Origin of the sequence: Halopseudomonas phragmitis, from assembly GCF_002056295.1 — a bacterium.
GTDB lineage: Bacteria > Pseudomonadota > Gammaproteobacteria > Pseudomonadales > Pseudomonadaceae > Halopseudomonas > Halopseudomonas phragmitis.
Window position 1 is genome coordinate 2,272,783 of sequence record NZ_CP020100.1, and the last position, 26,624, is coordinate 2,299,406.

A 26,624-nucleotide genomic window follows, 5' to 3' on the forward strand; every position below is an offset into this window, starting at 1 on the left:
TCCGGCCCCCGAAAGGGGCCGGAAGAGGCTGAATGAACGGCGCCCAAGGGCGCCGTCTTGATTCAGGGCAGGGTCAGCTCCACCACCCGCAGGGTGGCGGCGTCGATTTCACTGTCGGTCAGTGGCATCGAACGCCACTGCTTGTTGCTGAACAGCTCGGTCTGGTCGGCGAAGAACTCAGACTCCGGATCGTGAGCCTGGCCGTAGGTCACGTAGACCTGAGCCTTGGGGCCTTGCTCGTCGTAACTCAGCGCCAGGGCAAAACTGGTACCGTAGTTGATCCGGTAGGCGGCAACCGGTCCGTTACCCTCGTCCAGCAAATCCAGGCTGGCGCTACCGGCAATGTCCTGACCGGTCAGAATGGTCCCGGTCTGGGCAAGGCTGCGGGCATTCTTGCTGATCATGTTAAAGATCCCCTCGAACGACTGCCCGCCATGAATAGGGAAGCGATGGTTCGGGTCGGACGATTTCAGCACGTACTGCACATCACCCAGTGCCACGTCCAGGGCAACGTTATTGTCGCTCAGGCGCTTGGCAGCCTTATGCAGGGCCTGGAGTACCGGATCGGTCAGCGGGTCGGCCGCCAGCGGCGCCAGGTCGCGTGGGGTGTCAGCCGGACTGTCCGGGTCGAAAGGTACTGCGAACAGGTTGTTGTGCAGATCGCGGTGAGCGCTGACTCGGAACTCCTGAAGAAACTCACGCATCATGGCGGCGCCACGACTGTCCAGGTTGTAGAGTCCATCCCAGTTGGCCAGCACGTTACAGGGCGTTGCCAGGCTTTCCAGTTGACCGTCGACTTCAACCTGCGGGTTAGCCTGGCAGCGCTGGACCAGTTGCTGGCGGAAGCTGCCACCAAACAGCGAGCCGTTGTGGTCCAGGGCCAGTTTCAGGGCCTCGATATCGAACACCTGATCGGCCAGTGTCAGGCCAAAAGCGTGAGGGTCGCTGATCAGTTGGGCGTTGTAGCGGGTCCGCGGACTGCGCACCACCTGCTCAGGGCCGAAGGCAATGCTGTAGCCTTCCAGTGGCTCCTCGACATGCGACAGCCAGTGACTGCTGTTGGCATTGTAGGCATAGTCGCGGCGGGTCACCTTGGGTGCCAGGCTGTAAGGCACGATGCCCGGCGCTACGGCCTCGGGGTGGTTGACCCACTCGAACTGCGACAGGTGTCCTGGCAGCAGAATTTGGCCGGCACCGTCCTGCCACAGTGCCTGGGCCGCAGGATCGTTAGCTATTGCGTTGCGCCAGAATCCTTCGGCCTGCGCTGACAGCAGAGGGGTGACTGAGGCGTCGATATAAGAGGCGTTGCCATCCTTATCGATCATGATGGTGTTGACCCAGGGTAGGCCCTGGATCTCAGCCAGTGCGGTTTCCAGCTCAGCAGTGCTGGTGGCCTTGTTCATCGCCAGCCACTGATCGAGCATCCGGTGGTTGCCGAGGTTGGCGTCGCGGTAGGTGATTGCCGTCGTAGTGCTCCAACCGAGTGCCGGGTTCACGGAAGACAGGTCGATCATCGGGCCGTAATGACTGAAGAATACCCGGCGAGTGAACGGTGCCAGCGAGTCATCGGGCAGCTTGACCTCGACTATGACGTCTTTGTAAGTGATGTCGCGCAGTTCGCCGTCATAGAAGTAGCGCTGGGCATTGGATGGGTCCAGTTGCAGCTGGTACAGGGTGAAACGCTTGGCCTGGGAGACCGTATGGGTCCAGCCCAGATGCTGGTTGAAGCCCAGGGTCACGATCGGAATGCCGGTCATGTTGGCACCGTGGGCCTGCAGTTCACCGGGAATGTTCAGATGGATTTCATAGAAACGCGAAGCACCGTCCCAGGGAAAGTGCGGATTGCCAAGCAGCAGGCTGTTGGCGTCGCGGACCCGGTCCGTACCTAGGGCCCAGCCATTACTGCCGATGCCTTCATTTTTCAGCACCAGCTCCGGATCAAGCTGGGCAGTCAGGTCAAAGGCGCTGGCCAACGGTTTGGGCTGGTCGTCGGCCTTGGCCAGTTGAGATTGTTGCTCGCTGTTGTTCTTGAGCTGAGTGATTCCGCCTGGCGGCTGGGCTGCGGCCATGGCCTGGAGGAAATTGCGGGTACTGGCCAGGGTGGCCATGTCCAGATACGTGGCCAGCAGGGTATTGGCAGTGATTGGTTGGACCCATTCGGCGCCGCGACAGGGTGTAGGGTAGTCCTGCGGGCTGTGGCGCTCGGCCAGTGCGTTGTTGTAGCCCTCAGCATAGCCGTTGATTAGGGCCTGGGCATCGCCGGATAGCAGTGAAAAGCGTTCCTCGGCCATGCTTTCAAAATCGATGGCCTTGTAGGCGACATCCGACAGCAGATTGGCGTTGTTCGTACCGGGCCCGAAGAATTTGGCCTTTTCGCCTTGCAGTGTCACTACCTGTTCGGCCAGGGTGCAGAGGTTATGCTCGGCCTGGGCGTGGGCGACGCCATAGCCGAGACCGAAGTAGTCATTGGCTTTGACATGGGGCACGCCATGGGTGGTGTAGGTGATGGTTACATCGGCGCTTGGGCTGGGGGCCGGAGAGCTGCTGGAGGAGCCGCCGCTGCTGAGGCAGCCTGACAAAATGACGGTGCCGGCAACCAGAGTGCCGGCCAGCTTCTTATGCATTGTCACATCCTTTTGTTTTACGTTGTTATTAGGGGTGGTCGACGGGGGAAGTCGACCTGTGCTCACCCAATTGGGTGAAGCCTGCCCACTCTCCAAAGCGGGCTGGAAGCTGTCAATTGAGGCGGCTGATGGGTGAATCTGGTGTGGTTTTCAGTTTTTGCTTGTGGAGTGACTTGGACAGGCATTCAAACCCTTATTGTTGAAGGATTATTGCCTTCATTTTTCAGTTATTGATTTTTTGTTGCGCAAAGGGGGCGGGCGTGGTGAGCGCCAGATTGGCGTGAAATGCACTGGGAGGCATGCTGAGGGAGCTGTCTGGCAAAGTGCTACCCGGGGTGACCCGGGCAGCGTTCAGAGTACTGCTCAGACGGTTTCGGTAGCCGAGCTGGACTGCATCAGTTTGGCCGTTTCTGGAGCCGGAGTGCGGATCAGATGATCAAAGGCACCCAGAGCTGCGGTGGAGCCGGCACCCATGGCGATGATGATCTGCTTGAACGGGACGGTAGTGACATCGCCAGCGCCGAACACGCCGGGGATGTTGGTTGCACCACGGCTGTCGATCTCGATCTCGCCAAAGCGGGTCAGGTTCAGCCCTGAATCCTTGAGCCACTCGGAGTTCGGCACCAGACCGATCTGGACGAAGATGCCAGCCACATCGACCTGCTTGCTTTCGCCGTTGGTGCGGTCGGTGTAGGTCAGACCTACCACCTTGCTGCCATCACCACGTACTTCGGTGGTCTGGGCATTCATGATGATCTCGACATTCGCCAGCGAACGCGCCTTGCGCTGCAGAACTTCATCGGCGCGCAGGCTGTCACCGAACTCCAGTACGGTGACGTGTTCGACGATACCTGCCAGGTCAATCGCCGCCTCGATACCGGAGTTGCCGCCGCCGATCACGGCCACGCGCTTGCCCTTGAACAGCGGGCCGTCGCAGTGTGGGCAGTAGGCTACGCCTTTGCCCCGGTATTGTTGTTCGCCGGGTACGTTCATTTCCCGCCAGCGAGCACCGGTGGCCAGAATGACGCTGCGGCTGGACAGAGTGGCGCCGCTTTCCAGGCCGATCTGGAGGTAGTCGCCCTGGGTCAGGCTGGCGGCCTTCTGCTCGGTGATCACCTCAACATCATATTCCTTGACGTGTTGTTCCAGGTGCGCCACCAGCTTCGGACCCTCGGTGTAGGGAACCGAGATGAAGTTTTCGATACCCACGGTATCCATTACCTGGCCACCGAAGCGATCAGCGACGAGGCCGGTACGGATGCCTTTGCGTGCGGCATAGATGGCCGCTGCCGCGCCAGCCGGGCCACCACCAACGATCAGTACATCGTACGGGGCTTTCTCGTTCAGTTCGGCGGCCTTGCGCTTGGCTGCACCACTGTCGACCTTGTTGACGATTTCCGCCAGGCTCATGCGGCCCTGGCCGAACGGCTGACCATTGAGGAACACCGAAGGTACGGCCATGATCTGGCGCTGTTCGACTTCATCCTGGAACAGGGCGCCATCGACCATTGCATGGGTGATGTTCGGGTTCAGCGTGGCCATCAGGTTCAGTGCCTGGACCACGTCCGGGCAGTTCTGGCACGACAGGGAAATATAGGTTTCGAAGTGGAACTCGCCATCGAGGTTGCGGATCTGCTCAAGCAGAGCTGGGTCGGCCTTGGACGGGTGGCCACCGGTTTGCAGCAGGGCCAGGACCAGCGAGGTGAACTCGTGGCCCATCGGCAGGCCGGCAAAGGTGACTCGTGGCTGCTCGCCAGTGCGCCCTACCGACATGCTCGGAGTGCGCGGATTGGCGGCGTCAACCAAGCCGATCTTGCCCGACATTTCGGCAATTTCGTTGGCCAGTTCGTGCAATTCTTTGCCCTTGGGGCTGTCATCGACGGACACGCTGATTTCAATCGGGTTAACGATATGCTGCAGGTACGTGTCCAGTTGTTTCTTCAGATTGGCGTCCAACATGTGCGTGTCCCTTGTGACAAAGCATAAATTTCAGGCGTAAAAAACCCGGCCCGCCGGAGGCAGCAACACAGCGCTGCAACGGGCCGGGTTGGCAGGACGGGTCTTAGATCTTGCCGACCAGATCCAGCGAGGGAGCCAGAGTGGCTTCGCCTTCTTTCCACTTGGCCGGGCAGACTTCACCCGGGTGGGCGGCAACGTACTGAGCGGCCTTGACCTTGCGCAGCAGGTCGCTGGCGTCGCGGCCGATGCCTTCAGCAGTGATTTCAACGGCTTGGATGACGCCTTCCGGGTCAACGATGAAGGTGCCGCGGTTGGCCAGGCCCTGATCTTCACGCAGTACTTCGAAGTTGCGGCTGATCTGCATGGTCGGGTCGCCGATCATGGTGTACTGGATCTTGCCGATGGTTTCGGAGCTGTCGTGCCAGGCTTTGTGAGTGAAGTGGGTGTCGGTGGAGACCGAATAGATCTCAACGCCCAGCTTCTGGAACTCTTCGTAGTGATCAGCCACGTCGCCCAGTTCGGTCGGGCAAACGAAGGTGAAGTCAGCCGGGTAGAAGAAGAATACCGACCACTTGCCTTTCATGTCGGCTTCGCTGACCTGGACGAACTCACCGTTTTTGAACGCTTGAGCGGTAAACGGCTTGATCTGAGTGTTGATAACGGACATTGCAACTCCTTGTCTGAGTAAATTAGTCAGTGGGTTGTGAAGACGGAGCGTATGTTAGGGCTCTGTCATGGATACTTAAAATAAATTTCAACTAAATCTTGGATAGTCTTTCTCTATCTATGGTCATTGTTGATTTTTTCAAGGGGGCTTTCAAGCTTCCCATTGGGTCTCTGCACTACATGGCAGCCTGGCACGATGGCGTGTCATTGCAGTGACAGACTGCTGGTCAATGCCTGCATCAATTGACCGGCGTCAAGTCCCCGGGTTCAGCCATCGGGCAGAGTAGCAGCCAGATGTGTTCCGCTTGGGAGGGTTTATGCAACTGGTGTGTCCTGCTGGCAGCCTGCCGGCGCTCAAGGCTGCGGTGCGCCAGGGTGCCGATGCCGTCTATACCGGTTTTCGCGATGATACCAATGCCCGGCACTTCGCTGGACTGAATTTTACCGAAAAGCAATTGCAAAGTGGCCTGGAGCTGATTCGCCGGGAAGGGCGACAGCTGTATATCGCGGTCAATACCTATGCCTTGCCCGATGGCTGGCCTCGTTGGCAGCGAGCAGTAGACCAGGCCGCGGATCTTGGGGTCGATGCGCTGATCGCGGCTGACCCCGGGGTGCTGGCTTATGCCAGCCGGCGTCATCCGGCGCTGCGGCTGCATCTGTCGGTCCAGGGTTCGGCGACCAATGCCGCGGCGCTGACGTTTTATCACGAGCGCTATGGCATTCAGCGGGCGGTCTTGCCACGGGTGCTGTCGTTGGCTCAGGTGCGCCAAGTGGCGGCGGGCAGTCCGGTACCGATCGAGGTATTCGCCTTCGGCAGCCTGTGCATCATGGCTGAGGGGCGCTGCCATCTGTCTTCCTATGTCACTGGCCAGTCGCCGAACTTGTGCGGCGTCTGCTCGCCGGCCAGTGCGGTGCGCTGGACCCAGGAGCCCGAGGCGCTCAGCTCACGACTTAATGAGGTGCTGATCGATCGCTATGTCGAAGGTGAAGCTGCCGGTTATCCCACCCTGTGCAAGGGTCGGTTCATGGTCAATGGCAAGCGTTTTCACGCGTTGGAGGAGCCGACCAGTCTCAACACCTTGGCACTTATTCCGGAGCTGGATGCAGTCGGAGTGGTAGCAGTCAAGGTCGAGGGCCGGCAGCGCAGTCCGGCCTATGTTGAGCAGGTGGCCAGGGTTTGGCGTCAGGCGCTGGACAGTTATGCCCGGGCGCCGGATCGGTTCGCGGTCGAGGCTGGCTGGAATCAGGCGCTGGCCTCGGTGTCAGAGGGCAGCCAGACCACTCTGGGTGCCTATCACCGGGCCTGGCAATAATCGAGAGAAATGACGATGAAACTGACATTGGGGCCGATCCTGTTCTACTGGAGTCGTGAGGCGATCATCGACTTTTATGCCGATATGGCTACCCAGCCGCTGGACGTTATCTACCTGGGTGAAACCGTATGTGCCAAGCGCCGAGCTTTGTCGCTGGATGACTGGCTGGGCCTGGCGCGTGATCTGCGCGAGGCCTGCGATGCTGAGGTTGTGGTGTCCGGGCTGGCCTTGATCGAAGCGGCTTCGGAGTTGTCGAGTTTGCGGCGGTTATGCGACAACGGCGATCTGCTGGTCGAGGCCAACGATATGGCCGCGGTGCAGTTTCTCAGCGAACGCAAACTGCCTTTTGTCGGTGGGCCGTCGCTGAATCTGTACAACGCCTTTGCCGTGGCCGAGCTGATGAACGCTGGCATGCTGCGCTGGGTGCCGCCGGTTGAGTGCTCGCAGGCCCTGCTCGAGCATCTTCAGCAGCAGGCCCGTGACCAGGCGCTGAGCTTGCCGGAACTGGAAGTGTTTGCCTGGGGCTACCTGCCGCTGGCTTATTCGGCGCGCTGTTTTACCGCCCGCGCGGAAAACCGGCCCAAGGACGATTGCGGTTTCATCTGCCAGCACTACCCCGAAGGTATTCCGCTGTTGACCCAGGAGGGCCAGCCGCTGTTTACCCTCAATGGCATCCAGACCATGTCGGCCGGGGTCTGCAATCTGTTGGCCGAGTATCCGAAAATGCGGACCATGGGGGTCGATGCCTTGCGCCTGAGCCCGCGGGCGACCGATATGGGCGAGGTCATTGCGCAGTTTCAGGCTGTGCGCCAAGGCCAGCAGCCGCCCGTGTTGGTGGATGGCTGCAATGGCTACTGGCATGGCCAACCGGGCATGCTGCGGGTTGAGGAGGTCGGGTTATGCTGAACCTGGGCTCTGTGCTTTTGCGACTCAGCGAACCGCTGCTGCCAATGAGTCGGCATGTACCGTTTCTGCTCCAGCAGTGGGTACTGGAAGCGCTGTTGCGGCGCTGGCTGGCCAGACCGCTGGAGGAAGGCGAGTTCGATCTGTTAGCCGGACGCTGGTTACGGCTGGAGGTCAACGATCTGGGGCTGGCCTGGAACCTGACCCGGGACCAGCATGGCCTGCGTTTGGCCGACCGCTCGCCGGCAGATGTGTTGATCAAGGGCAACTGGCGTGAATTTCTGCTGCTGGCCAGCCGGCTGGAAGACCCCGATACCCTGTTTTTCCGGCGCCGGTTGGTGATTGAGGGCGACACCGACCTGGGGCTGGCAGTGAAAAACCTGATGGACAGCCTGGACCCTGAAGAGTTGCCGCCAAGGCTATGGGCTTTGCTTCAGCAGATGGGCAAGGCTGTGCAGCATCGGGCTGGTACGGATGCTGCTTGTCAGTCACAGGCTGAGGAGGCGAGAGCTCTGCGCAACGGCTGAGGCTGTCAGGGGTGCCCCAAAGTTGGGCGCGCGCTGTACCTGTTTGGTGCTTTATCGCCTTGCTTGGCCCGGGCGCGGGCAGACATGCTAGAGTGTCGTTTTGCAGCAACCAGCCTGTCGGCGGTGGAGACAGATCATGACAGACGCAACTTTGACAGACGGCCTGGGCCGGCGCATTGATTATCTGCGCCTGTCTGTGACTGACCGCTGTGATTTTCGTTGCGTTTACTGTATGGCCGAGGATATGACCTTTCTGCCTCGGCAGCAGGTCTTGAGCCTGGAAGAGATCGAGCGTCTGGCTCGGCTGTTTGTTGCCCAGGGGGTAAGCAAGATCCGGATTACCGGCGGTGAGCCGCTGGTGCGGCGTGGTGTGGTTGAACTGTGTGAGCGGATCAGCGGCTTGCCCGGACTGCGCGAACTGGTTATGACCACCAATGGCTCGCAACTGGCCAAACTGGCCGGGCCGCTGGCCGCCGCCGGGGTCAAGCGCCTGAACATTAGCCTCGACAGCCTTGATCCGCAGCGCTTCAAGGCGTTGACTCGTACCGGGGAGCTGCAGCAAGTGCTGGCTGGTATTGAGGCCGCTCGCGAGGCCGGTTTTGCCCGGATCAAGCTCAATGTGGTGGCGCTCAAGGGCCGCAACGCCGATGAACTACCTGCGCTGGTTGACTATGCTCTGGCTCGAGGGCTGGACATCAGTTTCATCGAGGAAATGCCGCTCGGGCATGTTGGTCGTTCACGGGCCGAGACCCTGTGCAGCAGCGACGAAGTGCGGGCGCTGATCGCCGAGCGTTATGCGCTGCTCGACAGCGCCGAAAGCTCGGGTGGTCCGGCGCGCTATGTACGCGTTGAAGGCTATCCCGAGTCGCGTATTGGTTTCATTTCACCCCACTCAAACAATTTTTGCGCTACCTGCAATCGGGTGCGCCTGACCGCTGAAGGGCGGCTGCTGCTGTGCCTTGGGCACGAAAACTCTCTTGATCTGCGAGCTCTGGTTCGCCGTCACCCAACCAGTGATGCGCCGATTCTCAAGGCGCTGCAACAGGCACTGCTGCGCAAACCGGCCCGCCACGAGTTTGATGTGAATGAGGTGCAGGTAGTGCGCTTTATGAATGCCAGTGGTGGTTAGGGTCTGTTGCCGACCGGGCTATTAGGCTTTCGTGCAATTAATCAGTGTTCCCTTAAGGACCATAACAGTTTGCCGCATTCTGTCAGCTCAGCTGTAACTGTTTGGCCGTCTGGACGCGCCCTAGAATAGTGCAAGTCTGTTTCCCTCCTGCGTTCATTTTCGGGTCTTTCCATGCACGTCGCATCCGGCCGCTGGCTGTACGGTTTTCTATTGGCAATGACCACCGCCACGCTGTGGGGGGTATTGCCGATTCTGCTTAAAGAAGTGCTCAAGGACATGGACCCCTTTACCGTGACCTGGTACCGGATGATCAGTGCTGGTCTGGTTCTGTTCATCTGGCTGGCAGCGCGGCGCCGGCTGCCTTCGATTCGCGCGTTGTCGTCCACCAACAAAGTCCTGTTGGCTGTGGCAGTGTTGGGGTTGGCCTGTAATTACGTACTGTATCTGATGGCGCTTAACCGGCTGACCCCGGGTACCATGCAACTGATCATTCAGGTTGCGCCGATCATGCTGATGATTGGCAGCATGCTGGTGTTTCGTGAACGCTTTGGGCTTGGTCAGGTGTTGGGGTTGGCGGTCCTGATGCTGGGGTTCGGACTGTTTTTCAATCAGCGCCTGGGTGAGCTGTTTACCCAACTGAGCGGTTACACCCTGGGTATTCTGATTGCTCTGGCAGCGGCGTTTTCCTGGACGCTGTACGGTTTGGCGCAAAAGCAGTTGCTGACGGTCTGGTCATCGGTCACGGTGATGATGGTGATTTATCTGGGCAGTTCGGTACTGTTGTTGCCGCTGGCCGAGCCGGCCCAGATTCTCAGACTGTCCCATCTGCAGTTGTGGCTGCTGGCTGGTTGTTGCCTGAATACCCTGGTGGCCTATGGTGCCTTTGCCGAGGCACTGGTTCACTGGGAGGCTTCGCGGGTCAGTGCTACGGTGGCGACCACACCGCTGCTGACCTTCAGCATGGTGGCGCTGGGTGCGCTGTTGTGGCCGAGCGTGGTCGAACCTGAACTGCTTAACAGCCTGGCCTATATCGGGGCGCTGCTGGTGGTGGGCGGTTCGGCTCTGATTGCCCTGGCTCCAAGTCTGATCCAGAACCTGCGCAATCGCCGCCTGCGGCGGCTAAGTGTCACGCCGCCACCGGCCGGTTCTTGATTGGCAGCACAAAAGCGCAGTAGCCCGGTTTGTTGTTGACCTGTTCTGGACCGTTAGATGCCAGGGATGGCATCTACGAGCCCCCAGGGATGGGTTTACGGCGTGTCCAGAACAGGTCAACAACAAACCGGGCTGGCAGTGATCTCGATTAATCAGCGCTCCCTAACATTCCCTCTGGCCTGACCGCTGCATCGAACTGCGCCTCATCCAGATACCCCAATGCCAGCGCCGCCTGTTTCAGGGTGGTGCCTTCGGCGTAGGCTTTCTTGGCGATGTCTGCGGCCTTGTCGTAACCAATGACCGGATTCAGTGCGGTGACCAGCATCAGGCTGTTGTCCAGATGCTCGCGCATCTTTGCAGTATCCGGTTCCAAGCCTTCGATGCAGTGTTCGCGGAAACTGGTGCAGCCATCGGCCAATAGCCGGATCGATTGCAGCAGGTTGTGAATGATCACCGGCTTGAACACGTTGAGCTGCAGGTGACCATGGCTGGTGGCAACGCCAAGGGTGACGTCGTTGCCCAGCACCTGGCAGGCAATCATCGACAGTGCCTCGCACTGGGTCGGGTTGACCTTGCCGGGCATGATCGAACTGCCGGGCTCGTTGGCCGGTAGCCGGACTTCCGCTAGGCCCGCACGCGGGCCACTGCCGAGCAGTCGCAGATCGTTGGCCAGTTTCATTAATGTCAGCGCCAGTTGCCTGAAGGCACCATGCAGTTGCACCAGAGGTTCATGCCCGCTAAGCGCTGCAAACTTGTTGTCGGCGCTGGTGAAAGGCAGGCCGGTCAGTTGGGCCACTTCGGCGGCTAGCAGGCTGGCAAAGCGGGGTGGGGCATTGAGTCCGGTACCCACTGCAGTGCCGCCCTGAGCCAGAGCGCAGACTTTGGGCAGCGCCTGTTCCACCGCTTCAAGCCCCATATCCAACTGGCTGACGAAGGCCGAGAGTTCCTGACCGAAGGTTACCGGGGTGGCGTCCATCAGATGGGTGCGGCCAATCTTGATCAGTGCTTTGTGCTGTTCGGCCTGTTTGGCCAGTGCTGTGCGTAGTGCCTGCACGGCCGGTAGCAGGCGGGCGTGGGTTTCCTTGACGGCCGCCACGTGCATGGCGCTGGGAAAGGTGTCGTTGGAGCTTTGGGCGCGGTTGACGTGATCATTGGGATGGACCGGCTGTTTGCCACCCAGGGGTTGCCCGGCCAGTTGGTTGGCGCGGTTGGCGATGACCTCGTTGACGTTCATGTTGCTTTGGGTGCCGCTACCGGTCTGCCAGACTGACAGTGGGAAGTGCTGATCCAGGCTGCCGCTGAGGATGTCGTCGGCAGCCTGTTCGATCAGGCTGGCTATGTCGTCCGGCAGGTTGTCCAATTGCCGGTTGACCCGAGCTGCGGCTTTCTTGATCAGGGCCAGGGCATGCACGACTGCCAGTGGGATACGTTCTTCGCCGATGGCGAAGTGGTGCAGGGATCGTTGGGTCTGGGCTCCCCAGTAACGCTCGGCGGGCACCTCTATCGGGCCCATGCTGTCGGTTTCGCGACGAGTGTCCATGGTCGGACCTCCCTTGACTGGCGATGTGGGGGTGGGACTGTCAGTATAGGGGCTGGTGGTCACTGATATCGAGTTGGGAGAGGGGTATGCGGGTTTTTCTGCTGGGACTGGTGCTGGGCAGTTGGGTGATGCTGGTCCAGGCTGATGAGGCCAGTCATCGGGCCAGTGCCGAGCGATTTCTCAAACTGGCCAAGGCCGAGGGTATGACCGCAACGGTTTACGAGCAGGTCGGGCGGGCGCTGACATTGCAGTTCGCCCAGATGGGTGGCTCGATGCAGCACGAGGATCTGCTGCGTGACTATCAACGCCAGGCCCGTGCGCTGCTTGACACAGAGCTGGCCTGGGAAGCGATGCGTGACGAGTTGATCGATTTGTATGTACCGCTGTTCAGCGAGGCTGAGTTCGAGCAGTTGGCCGAATTCTACCAGTCGCCGGTTGGGCGCAAGCTGATGGACAATCTGCCAGAGCTGACCCAGAGTTCGCTGGCCATTACCCGAACACGCTGGGAGGAACGCCTGGCGCCCCAGATCGAAGAGTTGGTGGAGCAACTGGCCGCCGATCTGGAGGATCGCCAGGGTGGCCTGCGCTAGAGTCAATAGCCCATTATTTGCCGAATAAAACGCTGATTAATTGAGTTTTAGTGTTAGCCCAATTGGCGCTGACCTGTTCTGGACACGCCGTGAACCCATCCCTGGGGGCTTGACGATGCCCGTCCAGGGCATCGACAGTCCAGAACAGGTCAGCGCCAACTGGGCTGCTTGGCTTTTGTGTTATTAATCAGTGTTCCCTTAACTGGAGTAATCCCATGAGTAGCACCCAAGTAGCCTTGAATCAGGCCCTGCAAGCGCTGGAGCCGGTTCATCTGGAGCTGGTCAATGAAAGCCACATGCACAGCGTACCGCCTGGCTCGGAGTCGCATTTCAAGGCCGTGGTAGTCAGTGCGCGGTTCAACGATCTGAGCAAGGTCCGTCGTCATCAGGCGGTCTATGCGGCGCTGGGTGAGTTGATGCAGCGCATTCATGCGCTGGCATTGCATACCTACACCCCGGATGAGTGGCAGGCCCGCCAGCAGGCACCGGATTCGCCCAATTGCATGGGCGGTAGTAAAGCTGACCACTGAACGTTCAGTCATCTCCTGCTGTTTGATACACTGCGCGCCCTAAGGAAACACTGATTAAATCAGTTTCGGTGCTGGCCCGGTTGGTGCTGACCTGTTCTGGACACGCCGTGAACCCATCCATGGGGGCTTGGCGATGCCCGTCCGGGGCATCGACAGTCCAGAACAGGTCAGCGCCAACCGGGCTGTTGAGCTTGTGTGCAATTAATCAGTGTTTCCCTAATTGGTGCGCCCTTTACGCGGGCGATAACTGAATGTACGAGGTAGGCATGTCCAAGATTGTAGTGGTGGCGTTGTACAAGTTCGTCACGCTGGAAGATTTCGAGGCTCTGCGTCAGCCGTTGCTGGATGTCATGGTCGATAATGACGTCAAGGGTACGTTGCTGCTGGCCCGGGAAGGAATCAACGGGACCATTTCCGGCCCGCGGGCCGGGTTGGATCAAGTGCTGGCCTGGTTGCGCAACGATGCCCGCCTGGCCGATCTGGACTGGAAAGAGTCGCTGTGCGATGAGCAGCCGTTCTACCGGACCAAGGTCAAGCTGAAAAAGGAAATCGTTACCCTGGGTGTGCCGGGCATCAGTCCCAACGAGAAGGTGGGTACCTATGTTGAGCCCCAGGATTGGAATGCGCTGATCAGCGATCCTGAGGTGCTGCTGATCGACACCCGCAATGACTATGAGGTGTCGATTGGTAGCTTCAAGGGTGCCATTGACCCAAAAACCAAGACCTTTCGTGAATTCCCCGAGTATGTGAAGCAGCATTTCGATCCGGCCAGGCACAAGAAGGTTGCGATGTTCTGCACTGGTGGCATCCGCTGCGAAAAGGCCTCCAGCTATATGCTCAAGGAAGGTTTTGAGGAGGTCTATCACCTCAAGGGCGGCATTCTGCAATATTTCGAGGACGTGCCGGCAGAGCAGAGTCTGTGGGATGGCGAGTGCTTTGTGTTCGACAACCGGGTTACCGTGCGCCACGATCTGGCTCCCGGATCCTTTGGTCAATGTCACGCCTGTCGTCATCCGGTTTGCGCCGAAGATATGGCATCGCCGCAGTATGAGGAAGGTGTCAGTTGCCCGCACTGTTACGACAGCCTGCCAGAGAAGACCCGCCAGCGGGCGGAGGAGCGGCAGCGGCAGATCCAGTTGGCCAAGCTGCGCAACCAGCCGCACCCTATCGGCCTGCCGCAGGAACTGGCTTCACCCAACGCCAAACGCTGACGGAGACTGACACTAATGACCCAGCGCCTGATCTATGTGATGGACCCTATGTGTTCCTGGTGCTGGGGCTTTGCTCCGGTGATCGATGCTATCCAGGCTCGTTATCCCGAGCTGACTATTCATCTGGTTGCCGGTGGCTTGCGACCAGGGCAACGTGAACCTGTCGATACTGCCACCCGCCAGGTTCTGGCTGAGCACTGGCAGGCGGTTGAACAAGCGTCAGGGCAGCCCTTTCTTCAGCCGCAGCAACTGCCGGATGGTTTCGTCTACAACACCGAGCCGGCTTGTCGGGCTCTGGTTGCCGGGCGCGAGCTGGACAATCAACTGGTCTGGAATCTGGTCAAGGCGATTCAACAGGCGTTTTACGCCAGCCTGGCAGATGTGACCCAACCTGGGGTGCTGGTCGATTTGGCAGAGAGCTGTGGCTATTCGCGAACGGCGTTTGCCGCCAGTTACGATGCTGAATCTACCCGTGCGGCACTGGCGGCCGATTTTTCCTGGACCCGGGACCTGGGGATTGCAGGTTTTCCGACGTTGCTGGCCCAGCGCGACGGCCAGTTGGCATTGCTGACCAACGGTTATCAGTCTGCTGATCAGGTGCTGGCGCTGTTGTCACGCTGGTGCGAGGCTGGACAGGCAGCATCGGCGTCATGATGGTCAGTCTGAGTACCCTGATTCACCTGGCGTTGCATGCACTGGTGCCGCTGCTGGTGGCTTGGGTGTTTTTTCGCAGTCGGTGGCGCAAGGCCTGGCTGATCATGTTGGCGACCATGCTGGTGGATCTTGATCATCTGCTGGCCGACCCGCTATTCGATCCCAATCGTTGCTCGATCGGCTTTCATCCGCTGCACAGCTATACCGCGATCACCTTCTATCTGCTGATGTCGCTTTGGCAGCCGACCCGCTTGGTGGGCCTGGGGCTGCTGATTCACATGCTGGTGGATGCCAGTGATTGCTGGCGCATGGCTGGTTTTCCATTGCCATAAAATGGCTTAGCGTTCGCGCAAGGCCTCGGCACGCGCCCTCAGCACCGGCTTGAGTAGATAACTGAGAATGCTTTTCTGGCCGGTGATGATGTCCACGCTGGCGATCATTCCGGGGATGATCAATAGCGGGTGGTCGCTGTCGCCCAGGTAGTTGCGTTCGGTACGCAGGCGGATCAGGTAATAGCTTTCGCCCTGTTCATCGGTCACGGTGTCAGCGCTGATGTGCTCCAGTTCACCCTTGAGCCCGCCGTAGATGGTGAAGTCATAGGCGGTAATCTTGATCATGGCTTCCTGGCCGGGATGCAGGAAGGCGATGTCCTGCGGACGAATCCTGGCCTCAAACAGCAGGCTGTCATCCAGCGGAATGATTTCCACCAGATCATCGCCCGGCTGGATGACCCCGCCCACGGTGTTGACCAGCAACTGCTGGACGATGCCATTGACCGGTGAGGTCACCAGAGTGCGGCGCACCCGGTCTTCCAGTGCCAGGCCTGAGGCCTGGGTTTTTTCAAGTTCCACGCGGGTCTGATTCAGTTCGCCCAATGCTTCGCTGCGGAACCGGTTGCGGGCTTCCTCGATTTTGCGTTCGACTTCCCGCAGGGCCGATTCGGCTCGAGGAATGGCCAGGGTGGTGCCGTCCAGGTTGCCCCGGGTTTCTACTTCGGCACGGCGCAGGCGCAACACTTCCACTTCAGAAATTGCTCCATCGGCCACCAGTGGCGCCGACATGTTGATCTCCTGGCGTAGCAGAGCCAGGCTGTTACGGAACTGGCTCTGCTTGGAGCGCAGCTCACTCAATTCCTGGGCGCGCTGGCGGCGTTGCTCCTCAAGAATGGCCAGTTCATCATTCAGGCGCCGTTGTCGGCTGTCGTGCAATGCCAGTTCGGCAGCGGCCAACTCGGGTGCCTCTTTCAAGACATTCTCCGGCAACACCAGATCTATACCTTCGGTTTCGGCGGTGAGCCTGGCCAGTTTGGCCTGCTTGCCCAGACGTTCGGCCCGGGTTTCCTGCACGTTCGAGGCAAACCGGGTGTCGTCCAGCCGCAGCAAGGGGTCGCCACGGTTGATGATCTGGCCTTCACGGACCAGGATTTCGGCTACGATTCCGCCTTCCAGGTTCTGGATGCGCTGCAGCTTGCCGGAGGGTATCGCCTTGCCCTGGCCGCGGGTCAGCTCTTCGACTTCGGCAAAGTGAGCCCAGGTCAGGCCGGTCACGATGAACGCGACCAGAGCCCAGAGCATCATCCTCGCCGAACGGGGTGAGTCTTCCAGGATTGCGTGGGCCAAGTCTGGAAGTGGGGCCTCGGTGATGGTCCTGGCCGTTGGTTTGGCGGTAGTTTTGCCGTTGTTTTCAGGGGCGGGCGACATTGACTTGCCCCTTGCGCAAGGCTTCCAGGACCTGCTCCTTGGGTCCGTCGGCGACGATTTTTCCTGCGTCGATAACAACCAGGCGGCTGACCAGAGCCAGCATCGAGGCCCGGTGGGTAACCAGAATCAGGGTTTTTTGTGCAATTACCTGAGCCAACTGACGCTTGAGGCGTTCCTCGCTGCTGTTATCCAGCGCGCTGGTGGGTTCATCAAGGAGCAGTATCGGTGGGTCCAGCAGCAGGGCACGGGCAACCGCCACTGCCTGGCGTTGGCCCCCGGAGAGGTTCTGGCCGCGCTCACCAACCTCCAGGTTCAGGCCCTGGGGATGCTGGCGGGCAAACTCGCTGACCCCGGCCAGGTTGCAGACCTGTTGCAGGCGCTCGTCATCGACATAGCGGGCACCCATAGTCAGGTTGTCGCGCAGGCTGCCGCTGAACAGTTGGATATCCTGGGGGACGTAGCCGATATTGTGGCGCAGGTCAGCGACATCAAGCTGGTGGATGTCCAGGCCGTCGATCAGCAGGTGGCCGCTGTCGGGTTGATAGAGATTGAGCAGCAGTTTTTCCAGGGTGCTCTTGCCCGAGCCGCTGCGGCCGATAATGCCAACATGCTCGCCGGGCATGATCTTCAGACTGATATGGTCCAGCGCCGGATACTGCTGCTGAGGGTAGGTAAAGCTCAGGTTGCGGACTTCAATCGCGCCGTGCAGGTTTTGCCGGTGGGTTGGCAGGCTGTTGGCCTGACGTTCCTGGGGCATGGTCATCATCTGGTCGGTGGTCGAGACGGTCAGTTTGGCCTGCTGGTAACGGGTCAACAGGCTGGCGATCTGTGACAGCGGCGCCAGTGCCCGGCTATTGAGCAGGTAGCAGGCGATCAGGCCTCCCATGCTCAAATTGCCCTGCATGATCAGGTAAACACCGCCGACAATGACTGCCACTCCCGACAGTTGCTGAATGAACAGGGTGCCGTTGACGGCCAGAGTCGATAGCTTGCGGGCCTTCATTTCCAGTCGACTGAGGCTACCAATGGTGGTTTCCCACTGCCGCTGGCGCTCGCTTTCGGCGCCGGTCACCTTGATCAGGTCGATACCGCCCAGGGTTTCGATCAGCATGGCCTGACGTTCGCTGGCCAATTGCAGGCTTTGCTGGATCGCGCGTGATAGCGGGCCCTGAATCAACCACCCCAGCAACAGGGTCAGGGGGAACGCCAGTAGCGGGATCAGTACCAGTGGGCCGCCGATCAGGCCGATAACCAACAGGATCAGTAAGGCGAAGGGCAGGTCGATCAGGCTGGTCAGGGTCAGCGAGGTGAGAAAGTCGCGCAGGCTCTGGAATTCGTGAATGTGTTGGGCAAAGCTGCCGACCCGCTCGGGGCGGGCCTTGAGATTCATGCCGGTGATGCGTTCAAACAGGGTGGCGGACAGGATCAGGTCGGTTTTCTTGCCGGCCAGATCAAGGAAGTAGCTGCGCAGGGTACGCAGAATCAGGTCGAACAGCAGCGCCAGGGAAATGCCGATGGCCAGGACCCAGAGGGTGGTCAGCGCCAGGTTTGGCACGACCCGGTCGTAGACGTTCATGACGAACAGCGGGGTACTCAGGGCAATCAGGTTGATCAGAAAGCTGGCGACCATGGAATCGGCATAGAGCCTGCGCGACAGACGCAGGGTATCGCGGAACCAGTGCCGGGTACGGGGTATGGGCGAGCTGTGCGGCAGCTCCGAACGATGCCGTGGTTGGGCGAAGAAGGCCTGTCCAGAATACAGCTTGGCTAGCTTGGTGCGTTCGATCTGCTTGGCGCCGCCGGCGGATTCGCCTGTCAGTATCCGAGCCTGGTTGGTATCGATCCAGGCCTCGAGAACAACATAGCGGCCATTGTTCAGAAACAGCAGGGCCGGGAGTGCTATGTCGTCGATAGCCTCCAGCGAGCGGCTCAGAATACGCCCTTGCAGGCCGGCACGTGCCACCGCACGGGGCAGCAGTTCGGGGACCATGCGTTGGTCCAGCAGGGGCAGGCCGGCGGTCAACTGGCCTTTACTGGTTTTGACCTGCAGGCAGTCACACAAGGCCAGCAGGGTATCCAGCAAAGGATCATCGAAGCGCCCGCGTGGATCATCGCGGGTGCCGGTTTTTGCCTCTTGGTCGGGGCTCGGCGGCCCCGACAATACGTCAGGCATGCTCAAGATTTACTGTCCGGCTGGCAGGAGTGTGCTGTGCACCTCGGACAGTGCCATTGCTTCGGCTGGTGCGACAATCGACTGGCTACGCAGCAGGTCACCGGTTACCGCCAGGAGCCGGTACTGGGAAAAGTACTCGACAAAGCGGGTTTCGGTCAGGCGACGCTGGGCGGTGAACAGTTCGTTTTCACTGTCGAGCAGGTCGAGCAGAGTGCGTTCGCCAATGTTGAATTGCTGTCGATAGGCTTCACGGACCCTGACACTGTAGTCGACATACTGTTGAGCGATCGGCACCTGCTGGCTCGCGCTGTCCATCGCGTTCCAGGCCAGACGCAGCTCTTCGGTCAGTTGCCGGTAAGCGTTGTTGCGTATCTCCAGGGCTTCGTTCATCTGGTGGGCGCTGGAGTGCATACGTGCTTGGTCACGCCCGCCGCTGTAGAGGTTGTAGCGCATCCGCAGCATTGCCTGCCATTCGTTGTAATGGCCTGGGCTGCCGTCGAGGTTATTGTCGACGTTGCGCGACAGTTCCAGATCGAAGCGCGGGTAGAACGGAGCCTTGGCTGTTTCATATTGCTTTTGGGCGGCCTGATGATCAGCTTCGGCGACCTTTATCAGCGGGTTGTTGGTGATATTGGCCAGGGCCGACTCCAGAGAGCCAGGGAGGTGGTGGGCAATCGGCCCCGGCAGGCTCAGGTCGCCGGGAAGCTGACTGACCACGCTGTAGTAGACCGCTTCGGCATCGATCAGGTTGGCCTGTTCGGTGACCAGGTTGTTGCGGGCCAGGGCCAGACGGGCCTCGGCCTGATCAAGGTCGGCTGTACGGCCGACGCCGCGCTCACTGCGCAGCCGAATCTGATCATGCACACGTTGGTGGCTACTCAGATTGTCTTCGGCCAGTCTAACCATTTCCCGGCGCATCAGCACTTCGTGGTAGGCCTCCACTGTGGCCAAAGCGATCTGCTCGGCGGTACTCAACACGCGGTAGGCTCTTGAATTTACCGTGGCTTCGTTGCGTCGCACATCATTGGGTGTGGCAAAGCCGTCGAACAGCATCTGACCCAGTCTCACCTGTCCCTCGCCACGGGTCAGACGCCTCCAGTGATCTCCTCCAGCCCGTGTGGCAGGGCTATCGGTACCTTCGCGGCCATAACCGGCACTCAGGTCAATGGTTGGTAGGTAGCCGGCCCTCGCTCCCTTGAGATCCTCATTGGCCGCCAGCCGGCTGTTGGCGGTGGCCCTAATTTGCGGGTGGGTATCAAGAGCTGTCTGAATCGCCTGCGGCAGGGATTGCCCCTGAGCTGCAAGGCTGACTGACAGCGCCAGCGGCATGATCAAGTATTGCCAGGTCGTGATCGTGCGCATAAATCCTCCGTTGAATGCCAGTTTCTGTTGTGTCCATGCACTGCAGTGCCTCATGCGCCTAATCCCAGTTTAGATGGGGCTGGTGATGGCACAACGCTGTTTCGAAAGCATTCTGATATCAAAAGGAAGTGGCTGAACGCCCCGATATTTCCAATGCATCTAATGCTTTCCAGGCACATGCCAGATCTGTGTAGTATATTTTTTGAGCAAAAGCCAATTATCTGGCATGAGGCCTATTTTTCGTTGGTTGTTGACGGTTTTGTGACGCTGTGCTGGCGCCATTAATTTGCCGCTGCTTTGGGTGATGGAAGGCTTTGTTGAACCCCAGGATTGGCTGTTCGGGAATGGAAACAGGTTGGCTCTCGACTCTCTGGTGAGCGGGGGCGTTGTCATCGGTTGCGAAAGGGAGTCATTCACATGGCTGGCATCAATGCAGTGGTAATCAAGGTTATCGGTCAGGTATTCGCGGTTGGTCCTGGCGGGGAAAGGCGCCTGCTGGTTGAGGGAGACCGGGTTTTGGCCGGAGAAAGGGTGATCACCGGCGAGGCTGGTGGTGTTTCTTTGGCTCTGGATGACGGTCGAGAGCTTGATCTGGGCAGAGAGTCTTCGTTCCTGTTGAGTGACTCGCCTCCTGCGGCGGATGAGCCGATGGATATCGAGGCTATTCAACAGGCCATTGCAGCAGGTGCTGACCCGACCTTGCTATTTGAGGCTACGGCCGCTGGCCTGGGTGCTGGCGCAGCCGGTGGTGGTGAAGGCGGGGGGCACAGCTTTGTATTGCTTGACCGCCTGGATCTGCGGGTCAACCCGCAGGTAGGCTACGATACGGCCGGTCCCCAGTTCGCTACGCTCGATATTCCCCAGGATGAAGATCTGTTCTTCGCGCAGGATGAGGAGTTACCGCCGCAAGAGCCGCCAGTGATCAGTATTCAACCAATTGGCGGTGCCGATGCTTCGGTGACAGTGGAAGGCGGAGTGCTGGAGTTTCTGGTGACCTTGTCGGCTCCCAGCTCTGTACCCATTACCTTCACCTGGACCCTGAGTTTTGGCACTGCCGAATTAGCTGATCTGCAAGCCGGGGTGCTGCTGACCAATACGGTGACCATCCCTCCGGGGGTTACCAGCTATGTAATTTCGATTCCCACTTTTGATGACGATATCTATGAAGGTGGCCCAGGTACCTTTGAGGACCTGTTTATCACCATCAGCGACGTGATCGCCGCAACTCCCGGGCAGACCCAGGTTACCGGGCTGATCGAGGACAATGATCCGTTGCCGGTGGTCAACATCGTTGAAGTAGCCGAAGGCGTTGGTGCGGTGACGGTGGAAGGCGGCAATCTGGTGTTCCAGATCAGCCTCAGCGGTCCGTCCAGCGAACCGGTCGAGGTGTTCTGGGAACTGGTGCTCGATGGCACGGCTGAAGAAGCCGACCTGATCACTCCGGTGACCTACAGCGGTTCGGTGATCATTCCCGCCGGTGAAACCAGTGCCCAGGTCATTGTCCCCACCTTCGATGACGACATTTTCGAGGGCGGCCCCGGCACCTTCGAGGATCTGAGTTTCAACCTGACCGGGGTAACTGGTGCCGGGCTCGGCACGGCCTCCAGCGTCAGCGGCCAGATCGAAGACAACGAACAACTGCCGGTGGTCAACATCGTTGAAGTGGCCGAAGGCGTTGGTGCGGTGACGGTGGAAGGCGGCAATCTGGTGTTCCAGATCAGCCTCAGCGGTCCGTCCAGCGAACCGGTCGAGGTGTTCTGGGAACTGGTGCTCGATGGCACGGCTGAAGAGGCTGACCTGATCACTCCGGTGACCTACAGTGGTTCGGTAATCATCCCCGCTGGTGAAACCAGTGCCCAGGTCATTGTCCCCACCTTCGATGACGACATTTTCGAGGGCGGCCCCGGCACCTTCGAGGATCTGAGTTTCAACCTGACCGGGGTAACTGGTGCCGGGCTCGGCACGGCCTCCAGCGTCAGCGGCCAGATCGAAGACAACGAACAACTGCCGGTGGTCAACATCGTTGAAGTGGCCGAAGGCGTTGGTGCGGTGACGGTGGAAGGCGGCAATCTGGTGTTCCAGATCAGCCTCAGCGGTCCGTCCAGCGAACCGGTCGAGGTGTTCTGGGAACTGGTGCTCGATGGCACGGCTGAAGAGGCTGACCTGATCACTCCGGTGACCTACAGTGGTTCGGTAATCATCCCCGCTGGTGAAACCAGCGCCCAGGTCATTGTCCCCACCTTCGATGACGACATTTTCGAGGGCGGCCCCGGCACCTTCGAGGATCTGAGTTTCAACCTGACCGGGGTAACCGGTGCCGGGCTCGGCCCGGTCTCCAGCGTCAGTGGTCAGATCGAAGACAACGAACAGCTGCCGGTGGTCAACATCGTTGAAGTGGCCGAAGGCGTTGGTGCGGTGACGGTGGAAGGCGGCAATCTGGTGTTCCAGATCAGCCTCAGCGGTCCGTCCAGCGAACCGGTCGAGGTGTTCTGGGAACTGGTGCTCGATGGCACGGCTGAAGAGGCTGACCTGATCACCCCGGTGACCTACAGCGGTTCGGTAATCATCCCCGCTGGTGAAACCAGCGCCCAGGTCATTGTCCCCACCTTCGATGACGACATTTTCGAGGGCGGCCCCGGCACCTTCGAGGATCTGAGTTTCAACCTGACCGGGGTAACCGGTGCCGGGCTCGGCCCGGTCTCCAGCGTCAGCGGCCAGATCGAAGACAACGAACAACTGCCGGTGGTCAACATCGTTGAAGTGGCCGAAGGCGTTGGTGCGGTGACGGTGGAAGGCGGCAATCTGGTGTTCCAGATCAGCCTCAGCGGTCCGTCCAGCGAGCCGGTCGAGGTGTTCTGGGAACTGGTGCTCGATGGCACGGCTGAAGAAGCCGACCTGATCACTCCGGTGACCTACAGCGGTTCGGTGATCATTCCCGCCGGTGAAACCAGTGCCCAGGTCATTGTCCCCACCTTCGATGACGACATTTTCGAGGGCGGCCCCGGCACCTTCGAGGATCTGAGTTTCAACCTGACCGGGGTAACCGGTGCCGGGCTCGGCCCGGTCTCCAGCGTCAGTGGTCAGATCGAAGACAACGAACAGCTGCCGGTGGTCAACATCGTTGAAGTGGCCGAAGGCGTTGGTGCGGTGACGGTGGAAGGCGGCAATCTGGTGTTCCAGATCAGCCTCAGCGGTCCGTCCAGCGAACCGGTCGAGGTGTTCTGGGAACTGGTGCTCGATGGCACGGCTGAAGAGGCTGACCTGATCACTCCGGTGACCTACAGTGGTTCGGTAATCATCCCCGCTGGTGAAACCAGCGCCCAGGTCATTGTCCCCACCTTTGATGACGACATTTTCGAGGGCGGCCCCGGCACCTTCGAGGATCTGAGTTTCAACCTGACCGGGGTAACCGGTGCCGGGCTCGGCCCGGTCTCCAGCGTCAGTGGTCAGATCGAAGACAACGAACAACTGCCTACCCTGGATTTGGAGGTCAATGCCAAGGGGATTGGCGCGGTGGTCGAGGAGGGGGGTGATCTGGTGTTCAAGGTCAATCTCAGCGGTCTGTCAGCCTTTGAGACCAGCGTGGACTGGACCATTACCTTTGGCACTGCCAGCCCCGATGATTTGACCGATCCGCTAACCCTTAGCGGTACCCTGATCATTCCCGCTGGCAGTGCCTCGGGCAATATCGTGATATCCACCTTCGATGATCTGCTGTTCGAAGGTGGTCCAGGTACCTTTGAGAGCTTGTTCCTGACCCTCAGTAATCCGGTCGGGGCTCAATTGGGTGTCAGTGTGGCCAAAGGGCTGATTGAAGATAATGACCTCCTGCCCGAAGGCACTGCGGACAAGTACAAAGTTATCGAAGGGCAGGTGCTGGATTCGGAAGCTGACGGAGCGATCCAGGGCGTGCTGTTCAATGACCAGCCAGGTTTGAGTGTTGCCAGTGTTTCACTCAATGCCGATGGCAGTGACCCACAAGCGGTAGGTCCTGGCGGCCTGGTGTTCATGACTGCTTTGGGAGGGACGTTGACGGTCTACGCCAATGGCGAGTTCGTCTATCAGGCGCCGGTGCTGAATCATCCGTTGGATCAGGACTATCTGCTTGATAGCTTCTACTATCTGGCCTCCGATGGCACCAACCTGTCTGAGCCGATTAAGGTCAGCATCAAGGTCTTCGATACCGAGCCGGTCATTGAGGCGGTCGAAAATCTGGTAGTGGACAATACCGCAGGAGTGACCATCGGAACCTGGAGCTATGACCCCGGTGCCGATGGCTTGCGTCAGCAGATGGCTGACCTGGAAAGCGGCATCAACCTCAGCTTCGACAGCTCTGGTTTGAACGGCACCTTTATCAGTGAGCGCGAAGATGTCTATCAGGGCGGCGACTATCTGGGTGAGAAGCTGACGGTCAAGGTCCAGGATGGAGATAATGTCTATACCTTCTTCACCCTGTTCATGAAGGTGGACGGCACCTACGAGTTCGACCTGATCACGCCCAATCCGACTCTGTCTGAGACTAATACCTTCGACAAGAACATCGGCGGCAATTTCTCTGAGTTGTGGACCGAGCAGATCTTTGGCGCCAGCTTCAATTCCTCCACGGATATCCGTTTCACCGGAGGCGGTGGGGCCTCGGTCAACTCCAGTACTCAGGGCATTGGGGTTGGTAACAACTTCATCAGCGCTGGCCAGTCACTGAACATGGCGTTCTTTGTCGCTGATGGCGATGGCAACACCGCAACACACCCGACTGAGCAAAAGGAAATCAACATCGCCAGTCTGAGCTTCTTCTTCGCCGGAGGCTCGGGATCGGCAGTGATCAACATCCTGGTCAAGGATGAAAATGGGGCGACTATAGCGACCCTCAATGGCGTCGATATCAGTCATGGCGCTCCGGTGGCGGTCAATGCCCAGGACCTGAATATCCAGGGGTTCTACGAGCTGACTGTGCAGCATGTTTCCGGTGACCAGATGCGTCTGCGCACCTTGAGCACGGAGGTGGAAATTCTGCCGGCGGATCAAAAGCTCAACTTCAATGTTGAGATTGTTGACGCCGACTTTGACGCAGATGATTTCGACTTTACAGTCGATATAGCCACACCGGTGATGAGTCAACTGCTGGTCGGTACTTCTGCTGATGATGTGCTCCCCACTGGGACGGGGGATGCCATCGCAATTGGTGATGTGAAGGGCATTCTGAGTGTTGAGAATCCTGACAACTACAACATAGTTTTGATTGCTGACTTGTCCGGCAGTATGGCGTTCAACTCAGGAACGCCAGGTCTGACCCGGGTCGAGCTGATGAAGCAGGCCCTGACCAAGCTGGTCAATGATCTGGCCCAGCACAACGGCCAGGTCAATGTTCATCTGGTGCCGTTTGGCACCAATATCGCTACGCCTCAAACCTTCAACCTGGGCAATCCAGCTGAAGTAGCGCTGTTGCTGGCTGCGATCATGGCCATGGAGGCTACTCTGGGTGGCACCAACTATCACGCGGCCTTGCTGGCAACCGAGCAGTGGCTGGATGGGCAGGTGCCGACGACACAGGGGTTCCACAACAAGGTGTTGTTCCTGACTGATGGCAATCCTACCTACCATTTGAATAATGGTGGTAACCCGGTCTCTGGAGGGGCCGGAGATACGACCAGCGCTGCCAATTTGTCCAATGCAGTATCGGCCATGGCGTCGCTGGTTGGCAGCCACGATGTGGCAGTCAGCGCGATTGGTATCGGCGCCAATATCAATGAGAACTACCTGCGGTTCTTCGACAATACCTCGGTGACAGGAAATGCCACGGTACGGATTGGCGGAACCAATATTTCCGGTCCGGTCGGTCAGGTCGAAATCGTCAATACCGCTGAGGATCTGGAGTTGGCTCTGAGCGGTGCGGTCGACCTGGTACCCTTTGTTGGCGATGACATAGTGATCGGCAGTGATGGCGATGACATCCTGTTCGGTGACACCATCAGCTCCGATGCGCTGGGCGCGGCCTACGCCGGGCAGGGCTATCAGGGATTGGTCAATTATTTGACCGATCAGCTTGGCCGGGCTCCCACCACTGAAGAGCTGATTGCCGAGATTCGCAGCGATCCGCTGAAGTTTTACGATCCGAACAACCCGCTGGGTGGTGACGATGTGCTGATTGGCGGTGCCGGTAATGATCTGCTGTTCGGAGGGGCCGGTGATGACGTGCTGATTGGCGACCCGGGCAACGACATCATGTATGGCGGTCTGGGGGCCGACACTTTCGTCTGGCAGTCCGGTGATCAGGGTAGTGTCGATAGCCCGGCCGTTGATATCGTCATGGATTTCAGCCTGGCCGAGGGTGATCGTCTGGATCTGAGTGAGTTGCTTGGCGGTATCGACGCTGGCGATATCTTCAGTTACCTGCAAGCGGAGGGGACGGTGTTCGAGGGAGTGAACAGCACCCTGCTGAAGGTCAGCAGCAGTGGCGATGTGGCCGATGCGGTGGATCAGCAGATCCTGCTCAAGGGCGTCAGTTGGAGCAATGCCGACATCAGCAACATGCTGGCAGATCCGGACCCGAGTCTTCTGGTCTGAGCCGTAAGAGGTGAACAAGGGCCGGCC

Annotated in this window: 18 protein-coding genes; 11 read left to right on the forward strand and 7 right to left on the reverse strand. The window is 59.3% G+C overall.

The window, feature by feature from the left end; translation table 11 throughout:
• Positions 1-62: 62 nt before the first annotated feature.
• The 3 genes from BVH74_RS10535 to ahpC all read right to left on the reverse strand — a co-directional run bounded on the left by BVH74_RS10535 (position 63) and on the right by ahpC (position 5,250).
• Positions 63-2,624, reverse strand: coding sequence for a penicillin acylase family protein (locus BVH74_RS10535; RefSeq protein WP_080050025.1), 2,562 nt, complete (start codon positions 2,622-2,624; stop codon positions 63-65).
• A 363-nt stretch (positions 2,625-2,987) separates the two neighbouring features.
• A complete protein-coding gene (ahpF, locus tag BVH74_RS10540) occupies positions 2,988-4,583 on the reverse strand; it encodes an alkyl hydroperoxide reductase subunit F (protein WP_080050026.1) in 1,596 nt (531 codons plus the stop codon).
• 103 nt (positions 4,584-4,686) lie between these two features.
• Positions 4,687-5,250 (reverse strand): alkyl hydroperoxide reductase subunit C, encoded by a 564-nt coding sequence (gene ahpC, locus BVH74_RS10545; RefSeq protein ID WP_080050027.1) that lies wholly within the window; start codon positions 5,248-5,250, stop codon positions 4,687-4,689.
• 316 nt (positions 5,251-5,566) lie between these two features.
• Here ahpC and ubiU point away from each other — a divergent pair, with 316 nt between their 5' ends.
• The 5 genes from ubiU to BVH74_RS10570 all read left to right on the forward strand — a co-directional run bounded on the left by ubiU (position 5,567) and on the right by BVH74_RS10570 (position 10,273).
• Positions 5,567-6,562 carry a ubiquinone anaerobic biosynthesis protein UbiU gene (gene ubiU / locus BVH74_RS10550; protein ID WP_080050028.1) on the forward strand — a complete coding sequence of 332 codons (996 nt, stop codon included), beginning with the start codon at positions 5,567-5,569 and terminating at the stop codon, positions 6,560-6,562.
• Positions 6,563-6,577: 15 nt separating this feature from the next.
• Positions 6,578-7,468 (forward strand): U32 family peptidase, encoded by an 891-nt coding sequence (locus BVH74_RS10555; protein WP_080050029.1) that lies wholly within the window; start codon positions 6,578-6,580, stop codon positions 7,466-7,468.
• Entirely contained in the window at positions 7,462-7,992 is a 531-nt protein-coding gene (gene ubiT / locus BVH74_RS10560; RefSeq protein ID WP_080050030.1) for a ubiquinone anaerobic biosynthesis accessory factor UbiT, read from the forward strand. The genes BVH74_RS10555 and ubiT overlap by 7 nt, the downstream gene beginning before the upstream one ends.
• A gap of 136 nt (positions 7,993-8,128) precedes the next feature.
• A complete protein-coding gene (gene moaA, locus BVH74_RS10565; RefSeq protein ID WP_080050031.1) occupies positions 8,129-9,121 on the forward strand; it encodes a GTP 3',8-cyclase MoaA in 993 nt (330 codons plus the stop codon).
• A gap of 171 nt (positions 9,122-9,292) precedes the next feature.
• The gene (locus BVH74_RS10570; protein ID WP_080050032.1) at positions 9,293-10,273 is read left to right on the forward strand and encodes a DMT family transporter; all 981 of its coding nucleotides are present in this window, start codon (positions 9,293-9,295) and stop codon (positions 10,271-10,273) included.
• Positions 10,274-10,421: 148 nt separating this feature from the next.
• On the opposite strand, the gene fumC is transcribed toward BVH74_RS10570, so the two are convergent.
• Complete coding sequence (gene fumC, locus BVH74_RS10575) at positions 10,422-11,813, reverse strand: class II fumarate hydratase (protein ID WP_080050033.1); 1,392 nt, start codon at positions 11,811-11,813, stop codon at positions 10,422-10,424.
• Between the two features lie 86 nt (positions 11,814-11,899).
• Here fumC and BVH74_RS10580 point away from each other — a divergent pair, with 86 nt between their 5' ends.
• The 5 genes from BVH74_RS10580 (at position 11,900) to BVH74_RS10600 (ending at position 15,130) form a co-directional block, all read left to right on the forward strand.
• Positions 11,900-12,403: a DUF2059 domain-containing protein gene (locus BVH74_RS10580; RefSeq protein ID WP_165443777.1), complete on the forward strand. Its 504-nt coding sequence runs from the start codon at positions 11,900-11,902 to the stop codon at positions 12,401-12,403.
• Between the two features lie 215 nt (positions 12,404-12,618).
• Positions 12,619-12,933, forward strand: coding sequence for a BolA family protein (locus tag BVH74_RS10585; RefSeq protein WP_080050035.1), 315 nt, complete (start codon positions 12,619-12,621; stop codon positions 12,931-12,933).
• A gap of 266 nt (positions 12,934-13,199) precedes the next feature.
• A complete protein-coding gene (trhO, locus tag BVH74_RS10590) occupies positions 13,200-14,144 on the forward strand; it encodes an oxygen-dependent tRNA uridine(34) hydroxylase TrhO (protein WP_080051700.1) in 945 nt (314 codons plus the stop codon).
• Positions 14,145-14,159: 15 nt separating this feature from the next.
• Positions 14,160-14,798: a DsbA family protein gene (locus BVH74_RS10595; RefSeq protein WP_080050036.1), complete on the forward strand. Its 639-nt coding sequence runs from the start codon at positions 14,160-14,162 to the stop codon at positions 14,796-14,798.
• Positions 14,795-15,130 (forward strand): DUF6122 family protein, encoded by a 336-nt coding sequence (locus BVH74_RS10600; RefSeq protein WP_080050037.1) that lies wholly within the window; start codon positions 14,795-14,797, stop codon positions 15,128-15,130. The genes BVH74_RS10595 and BVH74_RS10600 overlap by 4 nt, the downstream gene beginning before the upstream one ends.
• 6 nt (positions 15,131-15,136) lie before the next feature.
• On the opposite strand, the gene BVH74_RS10605 is transcribed toward BVH74_RS10600, so the two are convergent.
• Genes BVH74_RS10605 through BVH74_RS10615 form a run of 3 tightly spaced genes read right to left on the reverse strand, consistent with a single transcriptional unit; the run spans position 15,137 to position 20,033 of the window.
• A complete protein-coding gene (locus BVH74_RS10605; RefSeq protein ID WP_080050038.1) occupies positions 15,137-16,498 on the reverse strand; it encodes an HlyD family type I secretion periplasmic adaptor subunit in 1,362 nt (453 codons plus the stop codon).
• The gene (locus tag BVH74_RS10610) at positions 16,482-18,671 is read right to left on the reverse strand and encodes a type I secretion system permease/ATPase (RefSeq protein WP_080050039.1); all 2,190 of its coding nucleotides are present in this window, start codon (positions 18,669-18,671) and stop codon (positions 16,482-16,484) included. Before BVH74_RS10610 ends, BVH74_RS10605 begins: the two co-directional genes overlap by 17 nt.
• A gap of 9 nt (positions 18,672-18,680) precedes the next feature.
• The gene (locus BVH74_RS10615) at positions 18,681-20,033 is read right to left on the reverse strand and encodes a TolC family outer membrane protein (protein ID WP_080050040.1); all 1,353 of its coding nucleotides are present in this window, start codon (positions 20,031-20,033) and stop codon (positions 18,681-18,683) included.
• 417 nt (positions 20,034-20,450) lie between these two features.
• On the opposite strand from BVH74_RS10615, the gene BVH74_RS10620 reads away from it, so the two are divergent.
• Positions 20,451-26,597: a retention module-containing protein gene (locus BVH74_RS10620; protein WP_080050041.1), complete on the forward strand. Its 6,147-nt coding sequence runs from the start codon at positions 20,451-20,453 to the stop codon at positions 26,595-26,597.
• Positions 26,598-26,624 lie beyond the last annotated feature (27 nt).